The sequence below is a fragment of the Microbacterium hanjuni genome (assembly GCF_043556395.1).
Lineage (GTDB): Bacteria > Actinomycetota > Actinomycetes > Actinomycetales > Microbacteriaceae > Microbacterium.
The window spans coordinates 1,287,943-1,305,946 of sequence record NZ_JBIGIK010000001.1 but is presented as its reverse complement, the minus strand read 5'-3'; the positions used below and the strand labels follow the sequence as shown (position 1 = coordinate 1,305,946).

Annotated in this window: 14 protein-coding genes; 4 read left to right on the top strand and 10 right to left on the bottom strand. The window is 70.5% G+C overall.

Annotated features, from left to right (window positions below):
- Positions 1-10 precede the first annotated feature (10 nt).
- From ACFXP5_RS06405 to ACFXP5_RS06365, 9 genes are all read right to left on the bottom strand, one after another.
- Positions 11-1,324 (bottom strand): O-antigen ligase family protein, encoded by a 1,314-nt coding sequence (locus ACFXP5_RS06405; RefSeq protein ID WP_394543973.1) that lies wholly within the window; start codon positions 1,322-1,324, stop codon positions 11-13.
- A 131-nt stretch (positions 1,325-1,455) separates the two neighbouring features.
- Positions 1,456-2,379: a DUF6492 family protein gene (locus tag ACFXP5_RS06400; protein WP_394543972.1), complete on the bottom strand. Its 924-nt coding sequence runs from the start codon at positions 2,377-2,379 to the stop codon at positions 1,456-1,458.
- Between the two features lie 24 nt (positions 2,380-2,403).
- Positions 2,404-5,004 (bottom strand): DUF4082 domain-containing protein, encoded by a 2,601-nt coding sequence (locus ACFXP5_RS06395; RefSeq protein ID WP_394543971.1) that lies wholly within the window; start codon positions 5,002-5,004, stop codon positions 2,404-2,406.
- A gap of 88 nt (positions 5,005-5,092) precedes the next feature.
- Positions 5,093-6,922: a glycosyltransferase gene (locus tag ACFXP5_RS06390; RefSeq protein ID WP_394543970.1), complete on the bottom strand. Its 1,830-nt coding sequence runs from the start codon at positions 6,920-6,922 to the stop codon at positions 5,093-5,095.
- Positions 6,919-7,947, bottom strand: a complete 1,029-nt coding sequence (locus ACFXP5_RS06385; protein ID WP_394543968.1) for a TolB-like translocation protein — start codon at positions 7,945-7,947, stop codon at positions 6,919-6,921. Before ACFXP5_RS06385 ends, ACFXP5_RS06390 begins: the two co-directional genes overlap by 4 nt.
- Positions 7,944-9,218: an MFS transporter gene (locus ACFXP5_RS06380; RefSeq protein ID WP_394543967.1), complete on the bottom strand. Its 1,275-nt coding sequence runs from the start codon at positions 9,216-9,218 to the stop codon at positions 7,944-7,946. The genes ACFXP5_RS06385 and ACFXP5_RS06380 overlap by 4 nt, the downstream gene beginning before the upstream one ends.
- Positions 9,219-9,234: 16 nt before the next feature.
- A complete protein-coding gene (locus ACFXP5_RS06375; RefSeq protein WP_394543966.1) occupies positions 9,235-9,852 on the bottom strand; it encodes a hypothetical protein in 618 nt (205 codons plus the stop codon).
- Positions 9,853-9,999: 147 nt separating this feature from the next.
- Complete coding sequence (locus ACFXP5_RS06370; protein ID WP_394543965.1) at positions 10,000-10,932, bottom strand: WecB/TagA/CpsF family glycosyltransferase; 933 nt, start codon at positions 10,930-10,932, stop codon at positions 10,000-10,002.
- A 1-nt stretch (position 10,933) separates the two neighbouring features.
- Positions 10,934-12,493 (bottom strand): sugar transferase, encoded by a 1,560-nt coding sequence (locus tag ACFXP5_RS06365; protein WP_394543964.1) that lies wholly within the window; start codon positions 12,491-12,493, stop codon positions 10,934-10,936.
- Between the two features lie 652 nt (positions 12,494-13,145).
- On the opposite strand from ACFXP5_RS06365, the gene glmS reads away from it, so the two are divergent.
- The 4 genes from glmS to tsaE are packed head-to-tail and all read left to right on the top strand — an operon-like array spanning position 13,146 to position 17,004.
- Positions 13,146-14,996: a glutamine--fructose-6-phosphate transaminase (isomerizing) gene (glmS, locus tag ACFXP5_RS06360; protein WP_394543963.1), complete on the top strand. Its 1,851-nt coding sequence runs from the start codon at positions 13,146-13,148 to the stop codon at positions 14,994-14,996.
- Positions 14,997-15,020: 24 nt separating this feature from the next.
- Entirely contained in the window at positions 15,021-15,383 is a 363-nt protein-coding gene (locus tag ACFXP5_RS06355; protein ID WP_394529399.1) for a holo-ACP synthase, read from the top strand.
- Positions 15,380-16,504, top strand: a complete 1,125-nt coding sequence (alr, locus tag ACFXP5_RS06350; protein WP_394543962.1) for an alanine racemase — start codon at positions 15,380-15,382, stop codon at positions 16,502-16,504. Before ACFXP5_RS06355 ends, alr begins: the two co-directional genes overlap by 4 nt.
- The gene (gene tsaE / locus ACFXP5_RS06345) at positions 16,501-17,004 is read left to right on the top strand and encodes a tRNA (adenosine(37)-N6)-threonylcarbamoyltransferase complex ATPase subunit type 1 TsaE (RefSeq protein WP_394543961.1); all 504 of its coding nucleotides are present in this window, start codon (positions 16,501-16,503) and stop codon (positions 17,002-17,004) included. Before alr ends, tsaE begins: the two co-directional genes overlap by 4 nt.
- On the opposite strand, the gene ACFXP5_RS06340 is transcribed toward tsaE, so the two are convergent.
- On the bottom strand, positions 16,988-17,983 hold the full coding sequence (locus ACFXP5_RS06340) for an alpha/beta fold hydrolase (RefSeq protein WP_394543960.1): 996 nt from the start codon (positions 17,981-17,983) through the stop codon (positions 16,988-16,990). The genes tsaE and ACFXP5_RS06340 overlap by 17 nt on opposite strands.
- Positions 17,984-18,004: the final 21 nt, after the last annotated feature.

Sequence of the window (18,004 nt, the reverse complement as noted above, 5' to 3'; positions counted from 1 at the left end):
TCCCGTCGGGTCAGGGGGCTTTCGCCCCGAATGAGGTCGCTTCCGCGCGCACCATCTGCCACACGCCGCCGGCGAGGCCGACGCACAAGGGGTAGAGGAGAGCGATCACGGGAAACGACAACGAATCGAAAGTGAGCGAGCACACGCCGGCGACCAGGAGGCCGGCCGCCGAGGCGCCCGCGAGGCAGCGCAGCGCGGGCGAGAGGGCGTGGCGGGCGGCATGGATACCGGCGATGCCCGGAAGGAAGAGGTAGACCGCGAGGCACGCGACCCCGACGAGGCCGAGCGAGACGGCGGCGTTGAGATACTGGTTGTCCAGGATCTGCAGGGCGTTCTCGGGGATGTAGTTGCCCGGCCCCAGACCGAACAGCGGATGCTGGTCGATGAGCATCGCCACCCGGGGATAGTTGTTCACGCGCGTCGCGATCGACGGATCGGACGAGTCGGCGAACAGGGTGGACGTCAGCGTGGTCGCGAAACCCGGCACCGTCATGAACAGCACCACGAGCGCGAACGGCAGAGCGATGAGCACGCGTCGCCGCGCCAATCGCGGCAGGAACGGGATGAAGACGCAGAGCGCCACAAGCGCCGCGATCATGCCGGATCGAGAGATGGAGGAGGCGACCCCGAACGCGAGCAACGCGGTCTGGGTCCAGTGCCACCAGCGCCACCCTCGCGGGTCGAAGAGCGCCCGCCAGATCGACAGCGGCAGCAGCATCCCGCTCACCACGGCGAGCTCGATGGAATGGAAGGTGCTGCCCGCCACCCGGATGAGGTTGCCGCGGGCCTGGAACGGGGTGTCGCCGCCGTTGTCGGTGAAGCCCGGCATGAACATCTGCACCCAGTCCATCGGGTTCGTATGGGTGACGAACTGGATGACGCCCACGATGCAGCAGAACGCGGCCCCGGCGAGCAGCCACCGGAGGAGGCGCAGGGCGTCGGCCATACTGCGGATGCACTCGCTCGTCACGAGCACGAGGCCCGCGCTCGCGGCCACGAGGATGAGCCACCGATCAGCCGCCGCACCGCCGGCCGCCGTGATCGTGCCGCTCCACCCGCCGTTCAGCGCCGCGTAGGACGCGCCGACGCCGAGGATCAACGCCCCGAGGGCCAGGCGTCCGGGGTGGCGGAGCGGAATCGGGTCGTGCAGGCCCCACACCCAGGAGCAGATCCAGAACACCAATAACAGGCAGCTCAGGATGATCGGCACGGTCCCGGCCGCCCCGATCGGCTCGATGACCATGTTGGAGGGGAAAAAGAAGATCGCGAACGCGGTCACGCACAGCAGGAGCGGCGTTCGGCCGGGCTGGGCTGCCGCGGGCACGAAACGGGAACGCGTGTCGGAACTGGAAATTTCCGCACGCGCAAGAGCGCCCCCCAATGGCACCATCGTTTCCCCCAGACCCGATAGCCGCGTTCAGATTATCGCGTTTTCCCGCAGATCGCGAGGCTTTTCTACGTTCGCATCCTGCTCGATATCCGCCCCACGATGTCGCGCCGTTCGGCGAGCGTGAAACGCTCGGTCGACTGGATCGCGACCCCCACGGGCGAACCGGTCACCCCCGAGATGAACTCCTCGATGCCGGCCGTCGTCGCGAGGTCGTAGAACCACCCCGCGTGAACAAGGTCGACCGTCGTCGGTCGTGCGTCCACGCCGAAGCGGACGTGATCCACGAACACCCCGTAGAGGATGTACTCGGAGAACGCCCGCTGGCGGATCACCGCTTCGTCCCACCGTTTTCCCGCCACCACCCCGACCCGGTCCTGCAGCGCGAGGATGTCGGCCGTGCGCCACGTGATCAGATTGCCGATGTAATCGGACCCCGAATAGCCCCGCACGGGGATTCCGAGCAGGCGCTGCGCCACGCTGTGCCAGCGAGCATGCATCGCGCTGTCGGCGGTGGCGCCCGGCACGGCGTAGAAGCGGGTGCCACAGGCGTCGACCAGCTCTTCGAGTTCGAGCGGCGCGACCAGCACCACGTCGCTGTCCGCGAACGTTACCGACGGGGCCGAGATGTAGTTCGGCGCCGACAGCTTCACCACCTGCTGGATGATCCACCCGCGGACGAGGCCCCGCGGCGTCCACCACGTCTCCCGGATGCGTTTGCGGAGCGGCCCGAAGCGCAGCTGCTGCGGGAGGGGTAGTCGACGGTAGTCGGGCGGCAGCACATCCTCCACCAGCACGATGCGTCGTCGCTCCGTCAGGAACGGCTCGAAAAGAGACGCGTCGGACCGTGGCACGACCAGGACGTGCTCGACCCGGGGGTCGAGGTAGGCGTCCACGCTCGCGCACAGATCGCGCGCGAGATCGAGGTCGCCTCGGTAGCTCACGGTGACAAGGGCGGCTGCCGGTCGGGTGGGAGGTGGATGGGTCGTCATGGTCTCTGCATTCGCTGGCGGATCTCAGTCGAGAGCGATCCGGTAGATGTGGTGATCGTTCTCGGACGAGAACGAGTCGGTGAAGGTGCCGCCGGTGACGCTGAGTGTGCGTCCTTCGCCGACGACCTCGACGGTCGTCGACAGGCCGTCGGGAAGGGTGAAGCTGCGCGAGCCCGAACCTCCGTCGGTCATGCCGATGACGTAGGCGTAGCCGTCGACCGCCTTGAGAGTGGTCTCCAACCCCGCGCCGAAGTTCCAGGCGTAGGACGGCGAGTTGAGCACCGGCGCCATGCTCGTCACGCTGGCGTTGATGTCGCCGACCTTCTCGCGGAGGTCGGCCGAGCATTCCACGAGCGAGTACGTGCCGCACCCGCTGTTGTTGTGCTGGAAGTACGAGATGCCGGCGGCGCCGTGGATGAGTGCGTTCCACACGGCACCCTCGATCTGATCGCCGGTGATGGTGCGGGCGCCGGGCTCCTCCAAGAACGGCCGGGAGGTCTCCACGAACACCCAGTTCGGCTTCGAGGCGACGGGAGCCATGAACGACTCCATCCGGTCCTGCTGCCACCCGTAGGCTCCCGCCGATGCGGGATCCTTCGATTCGGGCCAGTAGCCGGACTCACGGAAGAGACCGTTCACGCCGGGGCTCGTGTAGGCGTACTTGTCCACGCTCGACACATCGACCAGGGCCAGGTGATCGTCCATCGTCTCGGGCGCCCACCACGTTCCCAGCACGCCGTTGCCGAAGTTCGCCTGCACGAACCGGCCGTCATCGAGGGCCCGCGTATCGGCGACGTAGCGCTGGTGGATCGCGAGGCGGCCCTGCTCGCCGTTGTCGTTGGACCAGTCGGGGGTGCAGCCGGAGTACCCCATGTCGCACTCATCGCTCACGTGCCACCCGACGACGCGCGGGTCGTCGCCGACCTCGGCGGGTGTCCATTCGCCCTGGGCGAGAACCGAGATGCCCTGGTCCGTGATCATCGACATCGGCGAACCGTCGTGCTCGGCGCCCATGTAGGTGTTGACCCCGATCGCGGCCAGCTCGTCGGCGTGCGAGGGCTTCCCGAAGAACACCGAGATCGGGAAGAACGACGGCTCGTCCCAGCCCGCCGCGGCGGCCTTGTCCCACTGGGCGTAGTACGCCGAGCCTCCCCACCACGCCTCGGTCGGCAGATCGAGCACGGCCGGATCCCCGGGGACCGGTTCGATGGTCGGCTCCGGAGAGGGGTCGACGGATGCTGTCGGCTCGGGCGTCGGGGGAGTGGGAATCGGAGTGGGGGTCGGCGCCTCTTCGGGAACGAAGCGCACATCGACGTAGTAGTTCGAGTTGCGGTAGTTCTCCGCCGGATACGACCCCGCGCCGTAGGCGTACACACCCGCCCCGGCGGGCACCGAGAGGTACTCGTTCTCGATCCCGACGTCGAAGAAGTGCTCGTCCGCCGCGTACTGACCGAGTCGAGCCAGGTACGACACGACGTACTCCTCGCCCGCCTTCACCGGGACGGGGGCCGCGAGCGTGGCCGTCTGCCAGCCCTCACCGGCAGAGGGGAAGTCGGCGCCGGCGAGCACGCCGCCGTCCGCATCCCACAGGGTGCCGCGCAGTGCGCCCGTGTTGGCCGCATTGCGATAGAAGCGCAGGGCGGTGATCTCGCCGTCGACCTTGGGGGAGAACCGCATGCCGAGCTCCACCGAGGCGCGGTCGGGGTCGACGGCTTCGTCGGGTTCGATGTCCGCGTCGAACACGCCCCCGGCGGAGGCGGTCGGCTGGGGCTGGACCGTGGGCTCGACGGTGGGCTCGACCGTGGGCTGCACGGTCGGGGTCGGCGTCGGAGTCGCTTCGGCCGGAGGCGTCGGCTCGGGGCTCGCGCTCGGCTCGGGCGCGAGGGCCGGCTCGAAGGCGACGTCCACGTAGTAGTTGGAGTTGCGGTAGTTCTCGGTCGGATAGATGCCGGCTCCGTAGGCGTACACGCCGGCGCCGGCGGGGATCGCGAGGGTCTCGGTGTCCAGGCCCTCGGCGAAGAACTCCTCGTCTGCGGGGTAGCGGCCGGCCGGGGCGAGATAGGACACGACGTACGTGTCGCCCGCCGAGACGGCCACGGCGGGCGAGACGGCGGCGCTCTGCCACCCGCTGGTGCCGAGCGCCGGGAACTCGACCCGGGCCATCACTTCCCCGGACGGACCCCAGAGAGTGCCGACGCGCGCACCGCCGACGGCGCTCGAGCGGTAGAAGCGCAGGGCCGACACCGTGCCGTCCACCTTCGGCGAGAATCGCATGCCCAGCTCGACCGACCGCTCGTCGGGGTCGACCGGCGTCTGCGGCGCCACCTCGTCGCCGAACACCGCCTCGGCGTCTCCGACCGCCGCAACGCCGGCGGAAGATCCCGCGGCCACGCCCGCCGACATCGATACCGGCTCGGACGTCGCGAGCACCGCACGATCGGCGGCCGGGACCGCAGCATCCGAGAAGACGCTCACCGCGGACCCCCTCGCCTGCTCACCACCGAGGGATGGGTAGATCAACAGGGATCCGACCATCGCCGCGACGGTCGCCAGGGCCAGGCACAGCAGCGAAAGACCCGAGACGAGCGATCGCTCGGACAGGGAGGAGGGGGCGGGCAGCATCATTGGATCGGCTCCACAGCTCGAGGGCGTTCAACGGAACGCGGCCCCTCTGCGGAGCGTAGCAACACCGCACCCGTCATCTCGGAAAGTCTCATGATTTCTCATGTTGGGCGCGGGGCACGGCCGGGTGCCGCCGCGTCGAGTCGTCTCGCTCCCACGAGGCCGAGGGTGCGGCGGCACGGCGGCGGACGTACAGGGTGATCGCCGCGAACACGCCCGCATCGATCAGAGAGAGCGGCCCGCGCACCGAACGCGCGAGGGCCCGTAGCGTCTGACGTCCCTGGTCCACCCCCTGCTCGTCGGGGCCGCGACGCGCTCGCCGGAGCACCGTGACCAGTGCGCCGGTGGTGAGGGGCATCCGTACGCGCACCGGCGTCGTCAGGGGGAAGGCCTTCTCCGTGTCGGCCAGCCGGCTGTCCACGAACAAATCGTCGGCGGTGACGGCGGGAAACTCTCCGATGCGGTCGTGCCCCCGCTCGTTGAGCGCGTACACCCCCGCCCCCCAGAGCGCCTGCGACATGTGCGGCATGCGCAGGCGGGCACGGTAGTAGGCCTTGACCAGGGCATCGCTGTGGAGAGTGTCGTACTCGAACGGCGGGCGGCCGCCGAGTACGCCGTCCCGCTGCAGGGCGCGCACGAGGCCGGGAATGGCGGCAGAGGGCAGGTCGATGTCGGCGTCGAGGTAGATGCGCGGCCACTGCACCGCGCCGGCGTCGCCCGCGTTCAGGGCGCCCGTCTTCGACGGTTCGGCGATTTCGAGGACCCTGACTCCGGGGATGCTGCGTGCCCGCGCGGCGGTGTCGTCGTCGCAGCCGTTGCACACCACGTGCACGTCGAGGGCGCCGACCGCCGAGAGCGGAGCGAGGTGGTGCAGCGATCGGTCGATCACCGCCCCCTCGTTGTGGGCGGGCATGATGACCGAGGCGAACGGTGCGGCGGTGACCGGGGGACGCCACGTGGCGTGGGGCAGGTCTTCCCACCGGCTCTCCCGGGCGAGGAAGGCCACCGTGGCCCGGTGGCGCGGCGACCGTGTTGCCCGCAGTGCCGCCCCGATCAGCGCGGCGGCACGATAGGCCTCGGCTCCGCGCGGCGCGTGCTTGCGGCGATAGCGCACGCGGTTGACGTTCAAGAGGGCGTCGAGCGCCGCGGAGGAGCCGGATCCGCCCTGGCGGTGGCTGACGACGGCGGTGGGCTCGAAGCGCACCCGGAATCCGGCTTCGCGCACCCGCCGGCAGTAATCGGTCTCCTCGGAGTAGAGGAAGAACCGCTCGTCCCACTCCCCGACGCGCCGGGCGACGTCGGAACGGATCAGCAGTGCCGCCCCGCTCGCCCAATCCACGTCTCGCGCGGTGCGGTAGGCCCGAGGCGAACGGACCCACTCCGTCAGCGGAGCAGGGCGGGAACGCCAGAGCGGCCCCATCACCGCATCCGCCCACCCGCGCAACACCGTCGGTTCGTTGTGCAGGCTGTCGGTGGTGCGCCCCGCGTCGTCGAGGATGCGCGGCGCCACCACGCCCACCTCGGGGTGTGCGTGCAGGACCGCGCGCAACCGCTGCACCGCGCCGCGTTGCACGCGGAGGTCGGGGTTGAGCACGAGGATGTCTTCACCGGGGCGCACCCGGGTGGCCGCCACGTTGATGCCGGCCGCATAACCGAGGTTCCCCCCGGTGCGCAGGGTGAGGACGTCGTCGTGTCGGGCCGCGACGTCGAGGGTCTCATCGGTCGAGGAGTTGTCGACGACGATCACGCGCAGTCGCAGATCGTCGGCCTCCGCGCGCAGGGAGGTCAACAGCCCCTCCAGGTCCGCGCCGCTGTTGTAGGTCACGACGATGACGGCCACGTCGCAGCGCGCCGTCCCGGTGAAGCGTCCGGTGCTCTCAGCGATCACGTCGGTTCTCGTTTCCGTTTCGGTGGCGGTCATCGGGTGCTCCGCACCACGGCGGGCGACCAGGCGTGCTCGATGAACAGCTCGGGCGCACCGGAGCCGTCGGCGGCGAGACGCCAGACGTCGCTGTCGCCGATCGCGTCGGTACGAGGGAGCGCGTAGAGCACGGTGTCGTCGTCGAGCCACTCGATCTGATCGTCGATACCGCGGCTCTCACCGAGCAGGGTGACCGCCCCGGTCGCGAGGTCGTAGACGGCGGGGGTCCAATGCACGGGCGCACCGGCAGCGGAGGTCACCCGTTTGAAGGCGATGCGGGTGCCGTCGGGGGAGAGCGACGGGCACTCGACGTTCTCGGCCAGCGTCGTCAGGGTGCGGGTGGAGATGTCGCCGCGCACCAGGTAGGTGCGGCCGGAGGAGGCGAGACCCACGGTCGCGTAGAACGTCTCGTCGTCCGCGAAGGTCACGCCCCAGAAGTTCCGGTCGAGCGGAAGGCTCGGCTCTCCCGCCACGATCAGGGTCCACTCCTCGAGATCGCCGAGGCTCTCGCCGTCGGCCGAGCGGATGACGGTCTCGGTCGAGAACCCGACCGTCGCGTAGGAGTGCCCTGTCACGAACGAGGTCGTGGCGACGAAAGCGCCGTCCGGAGACACCCGCGTGCGACTGGGGATTCCCGGCAGCGGCCACTGGGCGAGCTGTTCGCCGGCCGCGGTGTAGACCGTGGCGGAGTAGGAAGGAACGATCCCTCGTTCGTTGCGCAGACACGAGACCGTGTCCAGGGCCGCGTCGACGCGGTCGCAGATGAGGTCGTCGACCGCGCGCTGGCCGGCGGGCGCCGCGAGATCGACACTCGCGACGTGACCGTATCCCGTGCCTTCGGCCGTGTTGCGGAACACGACCCGATCGGCGGGGCCGGTGCCGACTGCGAGCACGGTGTCCGCGGCGCTGGGCGCTGAGCGGTCCTGGTCGTGCTGCTGCCAAGCGAGCACGCCCACCACCGCTGTCGAGCCGAGGCCGATCGCGGCCACGAGACCCACCACGCCCCACTTGATCCGGTCGTTCACGCGGCACCCGCCTTCTCGCGGCGCAGGAGCGGCGCGAGAAGAACCGTCACCGCGACGATCGCGACGACGAGAGCTCCGGCGACGATGAGCAACGATGCCTCGCGGCCGACGAGGAACCACAGCACCCCGAATCCGGCCGCGGCGGCGAAGCGGCTCACGGCGATGACCGTCTGGGCGGCTGCGATGCCCGTGCCGCGTGTCTCGGGTGTGGTCAGTTGGGCGGCCAGAGCGGAGAGCACTCCGTCGGTCGCGGCGTAGAAACCGCCGAGGAAGACGAGGCACAGCACCGTCGCCGCAGCGTCGGCCATCGGCAGGGCCGCGACGACGTACGCGGCCAGCAGGCCGAGGTGACCGATGACGAACACGCGGGCCCGACCGATACGGTCGGCCCACCGCCCGAGCGGGATCGCGAAGGCCAGGAAGGCGACGTTGGTGCCGACGTAGAGCAGCGGGAACCACTGCGCGGCGAAGTCGCTCCGCGACTGCAGCACGAGGTAGATGAAGCCGTCGCCGATAGTGAGGAGGCCGAGGATTCCGGAGGCCGCCAGCACGCGGCGCATCGGACCGTTCCACACGGCCGACCAGGCGAAACGCGGTCGAGCACCCGACGCTTCTCGCTCGCGGCGCGCGGTGCGGACGTTGGGAACGATGAGCCCGAGCAGCACGACGCCGAGCGTGGCGAAGGCGAGCGAGGCGACGAAGACGACGCTGAAGCCGTCCGGCACCGCAAGGAGGATGAAGAAGGCGATGAGGGGTCCGAGCGCCGCTCCGATATTGTCCAGCATCCGGTGCACGCCGAACGCCGCCGCGAGTCGCTCGGGATCGCTCGCCGCCGTGATCAGCGCGTCGCGCGGGGCGGTGCGGATCCCCTTGCCGATGCGGTCGGCCGTGATCACCGCAGACAGGGCAGCGAAACCGGTTCCGAAGAGCAGGCCCACGCGCGCGACCGCCGCGAGGGCGTAACCGGCGAAGGCCACCCACTTCGGCTGCCCGACTCGGTCGGAGGTGTAGCCGCCCGCGATGCGCACGAACGCGCTCACCCCTTGGTAGAGCCCGTCGAGCACGCCGAAGGCGATCGTGGACAGGCCCAGTACGCCGGTGATGTACAGCGGCAGGATGGCGCTCACCGATTCGGAGGAGATGTCGGTGAGAAGGGAGACGAAACCGAGGGTGATGACGGTCGACGAGACGGTGCGGATGCCGGCGCGCGGTCGGCGTCCGCCGGAGCGCCGCGGCTTCTCAGACGTGGGTGGCGCGGGAGTGTTGGTCAACGAGATGTACACCGTGTCACCCCGCTTTCAAGACGCCGAAGATCGAGTACACGGTGCCGGTGCCGCCGGTCTCGGCCGAGACGGTGACGGAGGTGAAGGCATCGCGGAACGACGCGGTCGCGCCCGCGCTCGGCTCGGCTTCGGGCGACAGTGCGATGCCGCTCCAGGCCGCTCGGTACTGCTCGACGATCTGCTCGGGGGAGACTTCGCTGTGCGCCACGAGAGTGAACTGCAGCGTTCCCGGCGCACCGGCGACCGAGGAGTCCAGGACCTCCGAATGCTCGAGCGGGGCTGCCACCTCGACGGGATAGCCCACGACGAGCGATCCTCGAGCCGATGCCGAAACGGGCAGGGGATCGGGCAGACGCGGCGTCGGGGGTGCCACCGAAGGGGGCGTGTTCGACCGCGCGGTGTCGGGGGGAAGCGCCTCGGTGCCGTGCTCGGGCATCGCTTGCGCGGGGTCGCCCGCTTCGGCCTCGGTCCCTGCGACCGGCCCGGCGGCCGATCCGCTCGCTGACGGTGCCGCGGCGTCGGAGCCCGCCGGGCTCGTCAGCATCCACCCTCCGACGACCGCCGCAGCGATGAGCACGATGCCCGCCACGAGCAGCCCCCAGCGCACGCGCGATTGCGCCATACGCTCACCCCCCGGTTTCTTCATGTTGTTTTCCGCCCCCCTCGTCCTCTCACCCCGCCGGAGCGGGATGAGAGGACGGCCATTGCCCCAGAGGGGCGACCCGGACGGTCGGGGGGGCCGCACCGCCCGGGTCGGTCAAGTAGCAGCTCATGCCCGAAGAGGGGCCGGGGAGCGTCGCACAGCCAGGTAGGCCGGGGGTCCCTCAATGAGGTACCGCCGTGCGAGCCGCCGAGGTTCGAGCATGAGCCGCCACATCCATTCGCCTCCTGCGGAGGAGATCCACGAGGGTGCGCGTGAGACGCGTCCCGCGAGGAAATCCACCACCGCCCCGAACGCGAGCAGAACGCCCGCGCCCGTTGCGCTGCCGTAGGAGTCGATCCATTGCTCCTGCCGGGGCTTGCCCAGGCAGACGATCACGATGTCCGCACCCGCGCGGCGGATCTCCTCCGCGATGCGCCGTGAGGTGCGGGGCTCCGCGAGCGCCGCGCGTTCGGGTGCCCAGTGGCCGCAGAACGTGACACCCGGCCACTGTTCGGCGAGGCGGTCGCGCAGCACGGGCGTGAGTTCCGACGAGCCGCCGAGGACGGCCACGGTGAGACGGTTCTCGGACGCATCGTCGAGGATGCCCCCGATGAGGTCGCTCCCGGCGAGGCGCGGAACATCGTCGCCGGTGAAACGCTGCGCCTGACGCGCGATGGGCCGACCGTCGATCAGGCTCAGCCACTCGACGCGGGAGCCGTCTTCGGTGCCGCTCTCGGCGCCGAGAGGGCGCCGGCCGTTGCCGAAGTGGTGGACGTGGTCCAGGTTGATCGACGCGACGGCCAACGGAACCGGGTGGGGCCGTTGAGAGGCCGCGGAGATGACGCGCAGCGCCTGGGCCTCATCGGCCAGGGTCACCGGGCAGGCCGCGATGTCGATCGTGACGAGTTCGTCGAGCAGTGCCCGCGGCTGCGAGCGCACCCACCCGTCGAACCGCTCCGGGGAAGAGGCGGACGCTGTCCGCTCCTTCGTGGCGGCGGGTGCGGTGGCCGTTGCTCGCGACGGCGCGGGCGGGCTCGCAGGGACGTTGCGCATGAGCATGTCAGTACGCTCCTTTCGGCCGCACCATCACCGTTGCGGTGCGGAAGATGATTCGAAGGTCGGTGAGCACCGACCAGTTCTCGACGTAGTGCAGGTCGAGACGCACGCTCTCCTCCCACGAGAGATCGCTGCGTCCGCTGACCTGCCAGAGGCCCGTGATCCCCGGCTTGATGTACAGGCGCCGGAAGACGTGCCCGTCGTAGCCGCCGACTTCACTCGGCAGGGGCGGGCGAGGCCCGACCACGCTCATCTCGCCGCGCAGCACGTTCCAGAACTGCGGCAGCTCGTCCAGCGAGAAACGCCGCAGCACGGCTCCGACGGTTGTCACGCGCGGGTCGGCGCGCAGCTTGAACAGCGGGCCCGAACCCTCGTTGCGGGCGATGAGCAGAGCGAGTTCCGTCTCGGCCGTTTCGGTCATGGTGCGGAACTTGATGATGTCGAATTCGCGTCCGTCGCGACCCACGCGGCGCTGGCGGAAGAACACCGGTCCGGGGGAGTCGAGTCGGATGAGCAGCGCGATGATCGGCGTCACGACGGCGATCGCCAGCAGGGCGACGACGGAAACGATCACGTCGAGGGCGCGCTTCCAGAGGTGCTGGGCACCTTCGAACGTCGGGATGCGCATCTGCACGAGCGGAAGTCCGTCGATGTGACGCAGCGAGATGCGGGGGCTGGCGACATCGGTCAGCCGGCTGGCCCACACCAGATCGGTGGCCGCACCCTCGAGCTGCCAGCTGAGCCGGCGGGCGAACGCGCCCTCGCTCACGTCGCTGGCCACGATGATCGTGTCAGCGCCCAGCTCACGCGCCGCCTGCGCCACGGCGTCCGGGCTGGCCAGAATCGAGTGGGCGTCGGGGCGGATGCTGTGCACGGCGCCCGCATCGCCCTCCACCGCCGTTCCCACGACGCGGAAGCCGAGTTGGTCGTCCCGTTCCAGGGTGCGCACGACCTGCGCGACATCGACGGAACGGCCGAGCACGATGGCGCGCGAGTCGTACAGTCCGCTGCGACGGCGCGCGACCAGCCACCGACGCCACAGGCGGCGGGAGGTGAGGAGAGCGACGAGGCCGATCGGCAGCGCGACGATCACCTGATTCCGCAGTCCCTCCCACGGGAAGACCACGAAGGCGAGAGCGAGCAGCCCGAAGGCCCAGCCGGTGGCGAGCGCCACGCGCCGGTACTCGGTCTGGGGCGCAGCGATCACGCCGGGCGCCCGGGTGCCGGACAGTGCCAGGGCGAGGAGCCACGTGGCCGCCGTCGCCAGCGGGATGCGCGAGAGGATCCACGGGTCGGCTTCGAGAGCCCCCGGGGCGTCGGTGCTGAGGTGCCAGAGCGAGGCGGCGGCGGTCACCGCGAGCACCACCACGGCATCGGTGACGGTCAGGCGACGCCGATACCGGCGCTCCCAGAGCATGCGGCGCTTCACCGCGGCTGACGTGCGCGGGCCTGCGGCCGCGGCCCACGTCGGCTCCTGCAGCGGGGGTGCGGCCGCGAAGCGGCGTCGCCGTGGCGGCGCGGACGACGTGATCGTCGACGCGGTCGCATCGACCCACGCCGTCACGCGGTCACCCCGGCATCACGGGTCTGCACCACGTTGTGGTGTGCCCGCGCACTCTCGCTGGAGTGCGAACGCGCACCCGGCAAGGTGCGCGGGCACGCCGAATAACGTCTCCCCATGGACGTCGTCCCCAATTTCCCCAATGTGCGGGCCCCATACCCGCAAGGCACCAAAGGCTGCTGATTCCCGACCCCAGATCGGGAGGCCCACGCCACGCCGACCCCTCGGCGTTGCATACCTCAACGTCTTTCGACGCCTGGTGCGAGGTCGAGTGTGTCACAGCGCTTTGCCCCCAGGAACCCCTATTTCCCCGATGCAGGGGTATCCCCTATTGGGGGGACCCCTGGGTAGGGGCATTAGGGGATCGGGATTTCCGTCGCGCGTCCCGAAGCTCGACACGGCCGGAATCACGCGGAAATCCGCGCGTCCCCGAGGGATCGCGCGTAGACTGAAAGTGCCTTCGACACGTGTTCGAACCGCCCCCAGCGGTGAAAGCGGAGTGTTTCCCCAAGCATGACGCGCGGCTGTGTCGGAGTCGTGGGCCCTCTCCTGAAACCCGTCCCCATGGGTAGCGGCGAGAGGGCCCGCGGGCCTTTCCGGGCCCGGTGCCCGCGTCGGGGGAGACCCTCAGCCAGCGCACCTAGGATTGATCCCTATGTGCGGAATCATCGGGTACGTCGGTCCTCGCCAGAGCCAGGACATCCTCATCGCGGGTCTCGCCCGTCTCGAGTACCGCGGGTACGACTCGGCGGGCGTCGCCGTCATCGACGGATCGGGTGAGCTGGGGATGCGCAAGCGCGCCGGCAAGCTCGCGGTGCTGCGCGAAGACCTGGAAGCCCACCCGCTCAACGACGGTACGACCGGGATCGGGCACACCCGGTGGGCGACGCACGGCGGCCCCACCGACGACAATGCGCACCCCCACCTGGCCGACGACGACAAGCTCGCCGTCATCCACAACGGGATCATCGAGAACTTCGCCGAGCTGAAGGACGAGCTCGTCAGTGACGGCTACACCTTCCTCAGCCAGACCGACACCGAGGTCGCCGCCGTGCTGCTCGGCCGCGAGTACCGCGCGAGCGGCGACCTCGTGGCCGCCTTCCGTGCCGTGGTTTCGCGCCTCGAGGGCGCATATACCTTGCTGGCCATGCACCGCGATCACCCGGGTCTCGTCGTGGGAGCGCGCCGCAATTCGCCCCTGGTCATCGGCCTCGGGGACGGCGAGAACTTCCTCGGCTCCGACGTCGCCGCCTTCGTCGAGCACACCCGCCACGCCCTCGCCATCGGCCAGGACGAGATCGTCGCCATCACCCCCTCGGGCGTCGAGGTCACCGACTTCGCCGGCCAGCCGGTCGAGGTCGAACCCTTCGAGGTCACGTGGGACGCCTCCGCCGCAGAGAAGGGCGGATGGTCCTCGTTCATGGCGAAAGAGGTCTCCGAGGAGCCCGAAGCCGTGGCGAACACCCTGCGCGGGCGCTTGCGCGACGGCCAGGTCGTCATTCCCGAGCTCGACGGACTCGACGAGCTCTTCCGCGACGTCTCCCGCATCGTGATCATCGCCTGCGGCACGGCCGCGTACGCGGGTCAGGTGGGCAAGTACGCGATCGAGCAGTGGTCACGGGTTCCTGTCGACGTCGAACTCGCCCATGAGTTCCGTTACCGCGACCCGGTGCTCGGACCCGACACGCTCGTGGTGTCGATCAGCCAGTCGGGCGAGACCATGGACACCCTCATGGCCGTCAAGTACGCCCGGGAGCGGGGAGCCAAGACGCTCTCCATCTGCAACACCCAGGGCGCCACCATCCCGCGCGAATCCGACGCGATCGTGTACACGCACGCCGGACCCGAGGTCGCCGTCGCGTCGACGAAGGCCTTCGTCGCCCAGATCACGGCCCTCTACCTCTTCGGGCTGCACCTCGCCCGCGTGCGCGGATCGCTCGACGCCGACACCATCGCCGACCACGTCCGCGAACTCGAAGCGATCCCCGACAAGATCGCCCAGATCCTGGAGCGGGAGCAGCCGCGCATCGAGCAGTTCGCGCACTGGATGGCCGACACCCGCTCGGTGCTGTTCCTCGGTCGCCATGTCGGCTTCCCGATCGCGATGGAGGGGGCCCTCAAGCTCAAGGAGCTGGCCTACATCCACGCCGAGGGCTTCGCCGCCGGCGAGCTCAAGCACGGTCCGATCGCACTCATCGAGGCCGGCCAGCCGGTCTTCGTCATCGTCCCCTCGCCGCGCGGGTCGGGGGAGATGCACCGCAAGGTCGTCTCCAGCATCGAGGAGATCAGCGCCCGCGGCGCCCGCGTCATCGCGATCGCCGAAGAGGGGGACGCGGCCGTCCTGCCGCGCGCCGACGAGGTGCTGCGCATCCCGCTGGCGGGCCCGCTGTTCGAGCCGCTGCTCGCAGTCGTGCCGCTGCACATCTTCGCGATGGGGCTCGCGACGGCGAAGGGGCTCGACGTCGACCAGCCGCGCAACCTCGCCAAGTCCGTGACCGTTGAGTGAGAACCCCCGAGTAGCCTCGGCGTCATGATCGTCGGCATCGGCGTCGACCTCGTCGACATCCCGCGCTTCGAGCGGTCGATCGCGCGCACGCCCCGCCTGGTGCCGCGGCTGTTCTCGCCTGCCGAGCGGATGCTGAAGCCGCGGTCGCTCGCGGCCCGTTACGCCGCGAAAGAAGCCCTCATCAAGGCGCTCGGCGGCTCGGACGGCGTGCATTGGACGGAGATCGAGATCGCCTCCGAAGCATCCGGTCGTCCCGTCTTCCGCCTTTCGGGCTCGACCGCCCGCGTGCTCGCCGAGCGGGGCATCACCGCGGTGCACCTCTCGATGAGCCACGACGCCGGGATCGCGACCGCCTACGTCGTCGCCGAGACGGGGGGCGCGGCGTGAGCCGCCTTCCCGACGGCGTGATGCGCGAAGCGCGCATCGACGTGGGAGCGATCAGCGACAACGTCCGCCACCTCCGCCGCCTCACCGACTCCGAGATCATCGCGGTCGTGAAAGCCGACGGGTACGGGCACGGCGCCGTGCGGTCGGCGTTCGCCGCGCTGCAGGGCGGGGCGACGCGCATCGGGGTGGCCGACGTCGCCGAAGCGCTGGCGCTGCGTCGCGCGGGCGTGCTCGCCCCCATCCTCGCCTGGCTGCACCCCCCGGGCGCCTCGTTCGCCGAGGCGGTGGCAGCGGAGATCGAGCTCGGCATCTCGAGCATCGACCAGCTGCTCGCCGCCGGAGCTGCAGCATCCGCCGATCGCCCCGTCGCCGTGCACCTGAAGATCGAGACCGGGTTGTCCCGCAACGGCATCGCGCCGCAGGAGCTGCGCGTCGTGTTCGCGGAAGCCGCCCGATTGGAACGGCTGGGCAGGGTGCGAGTCGTCGGGCTCTTCTCGCACCTGTCCAACACCTCGCGCGAAGACGACCTCGCCGCTCTCGCCGTCTTCCAGGAGGGCGTGATCGCCGCCGCCGCAGCCGGATTGAACCCGCCGCTTCGCCATATCGCGGCCACCCATGCGGCCATCGCGCTCCCCGAGACCCGGATGGGGTGCGTGCGGATCGGGATCGGTCTCTACGGGGTCTCACCGTTCGCCGATCGCTCCGCCGCCGACCTCGGCCTCCGCCCGGCGATGACCCTGCGTGCCGCCGTGGCGGCCGTCCGTCGGGTACCGGCGGGCACCGGCGTGTCCTACGGGTACACGTACCGCACCGCAGCCGACACCACCCTCGCACTCGTGCCGCTCGGCTATGCCGACGGCGTGCCCCGGCAGGCCTCGAGCCGCGGCCCGGTGCAGATCGGTGGCCGCCGTTTCACCGTCGCCGGGCGCATCGCGATGGATCAGTTCGTCGTCGATGTCGGCGACACCCCCGTCGCCGTGGGCGATGAGGCCGTGCTGTTCGGCGATCCCACCCTCGGTGTGCCCGCGGCGTCGGAGTGGGCGGATGCTGCCGACACGATCGATTACGACATCGTCACGGGCATCGGTCCACGCGTGCCGCGACGGCAGGTGACGGGATGAGCGTGCCCGAGGAGCTGCTCGGTACCCGAGAGGTCTCGTCCCCGGCCGAGATGGACCGGCTCGGACGGGCCATCGGCAGAGCGCTGGAGGCGGGCGACGTCATCGTGCTGAACGGTCCGCTCGGCGCGGGCAAGACGACCCTCACGCGGGGGATCGGCGCGGGTCTCGGCGTACGCGGACCCATTCAGAGCCCCACCTTCGTCATCGCCCGCACCCATCCTTCGCTGATCGGCGGCGTGCCCCTCGTGCACGTGGATGCCTACCGGCTCGGCTCCGCCGTCGAGCTCGACGACCTCGACCTCGATGTCGACGGGTCGGCGATCGTCGTGGAATGGGGCGCGGGCATGGCCGAACACCTCGCGGGCTCGTGGTGGCAGATCGACCTCGTCCGTCAGAGCGGCGGGCGCGGTATGGACTCGGCGTGCAACACCATCGCCGGCCACACCGCAGAGCTCGACGCCGACGCGCCGCGCACGGTCACGATCACCCGGCATCCTTGAGGGCCCTGATCACGGTGGCGAACGCCGCGAGCACCTCGAAGGGGCGCTCGATCGCCGCGAAGTGCCCCGCCCGCGGCAGCCTCACCGCGGCGAAATCGGGCACCCGGCGGGCGAACCAGGCATCGTCGCTCACGGGTGAGAAGACGTCGTGCGCCCCCGAGACCGAGCGGACGGGGCCACGGATGCGACGCCAGCGCCCGTCGTCGTAGGTGCGCGCCGCCCGTGCCGCCCGCACGAACGCCGCCGGGCGGATCTCGGTGGCCAAGGCCTCGCTCACCGAGCGGTCGACGCGGCTCGGGTGGCGGAAGAGCGGCGCGGTGAGCAGACGCAGCGCGCCGGTCGTCCGCAGCCCCGCGAGGAGCGGAGGAGTGGCGCGCCCCAGCAGGCGCAGAAGGCGCATGGCCAGCAGCATGCCGGCGAACCCGGGAAGACGTGCGGCGCTGCGCACCGGGTGGCGCGTCACCGCGCGCACACCTTCGCCGCTGGGAGACACGAGGCCGACCGCGAGCGTCTCCGCGGGGTGGCGTGCGGCGATGTCGAGCGCGATGACGCCGCCCAGGGAGTGCCCCACGATGCCCCAGCGCTCGTAGCCGAGGGAGCGGACGACCTCGACGATCGCCTCGGAGAGGCGCGGTACCGACGGCATCCGGGTACCGCTCTCGCCCCAGCCCGGCATATCGACGGCGATGACGTCGGTGAGGGGGCGTTCGGTGAGGTCGGAAGCCGCGAGCAGCGGCGTCCAGGTGCTCCAGCCGGCGGCAGCGCCGTGCAGCAGGATCAGAGCATGGCCGCCCGAACGGCGGCCGGCGAAGGCGGTGACCGGGCCGACCGCCGAGCGGACGACGACACGACTCAGCCCCACGCAGGCCGGGTTCATCTCGAGCCGCGACCCCCCGCCGCAGCCCACCCCATCGCCGACCTCGGGCACCTCGAGGGTGTTCAGCGTGGAGTTCGTCGGCGCACTGGCGGCGGTCGACACGGTCACACTTACTGTTCGGAG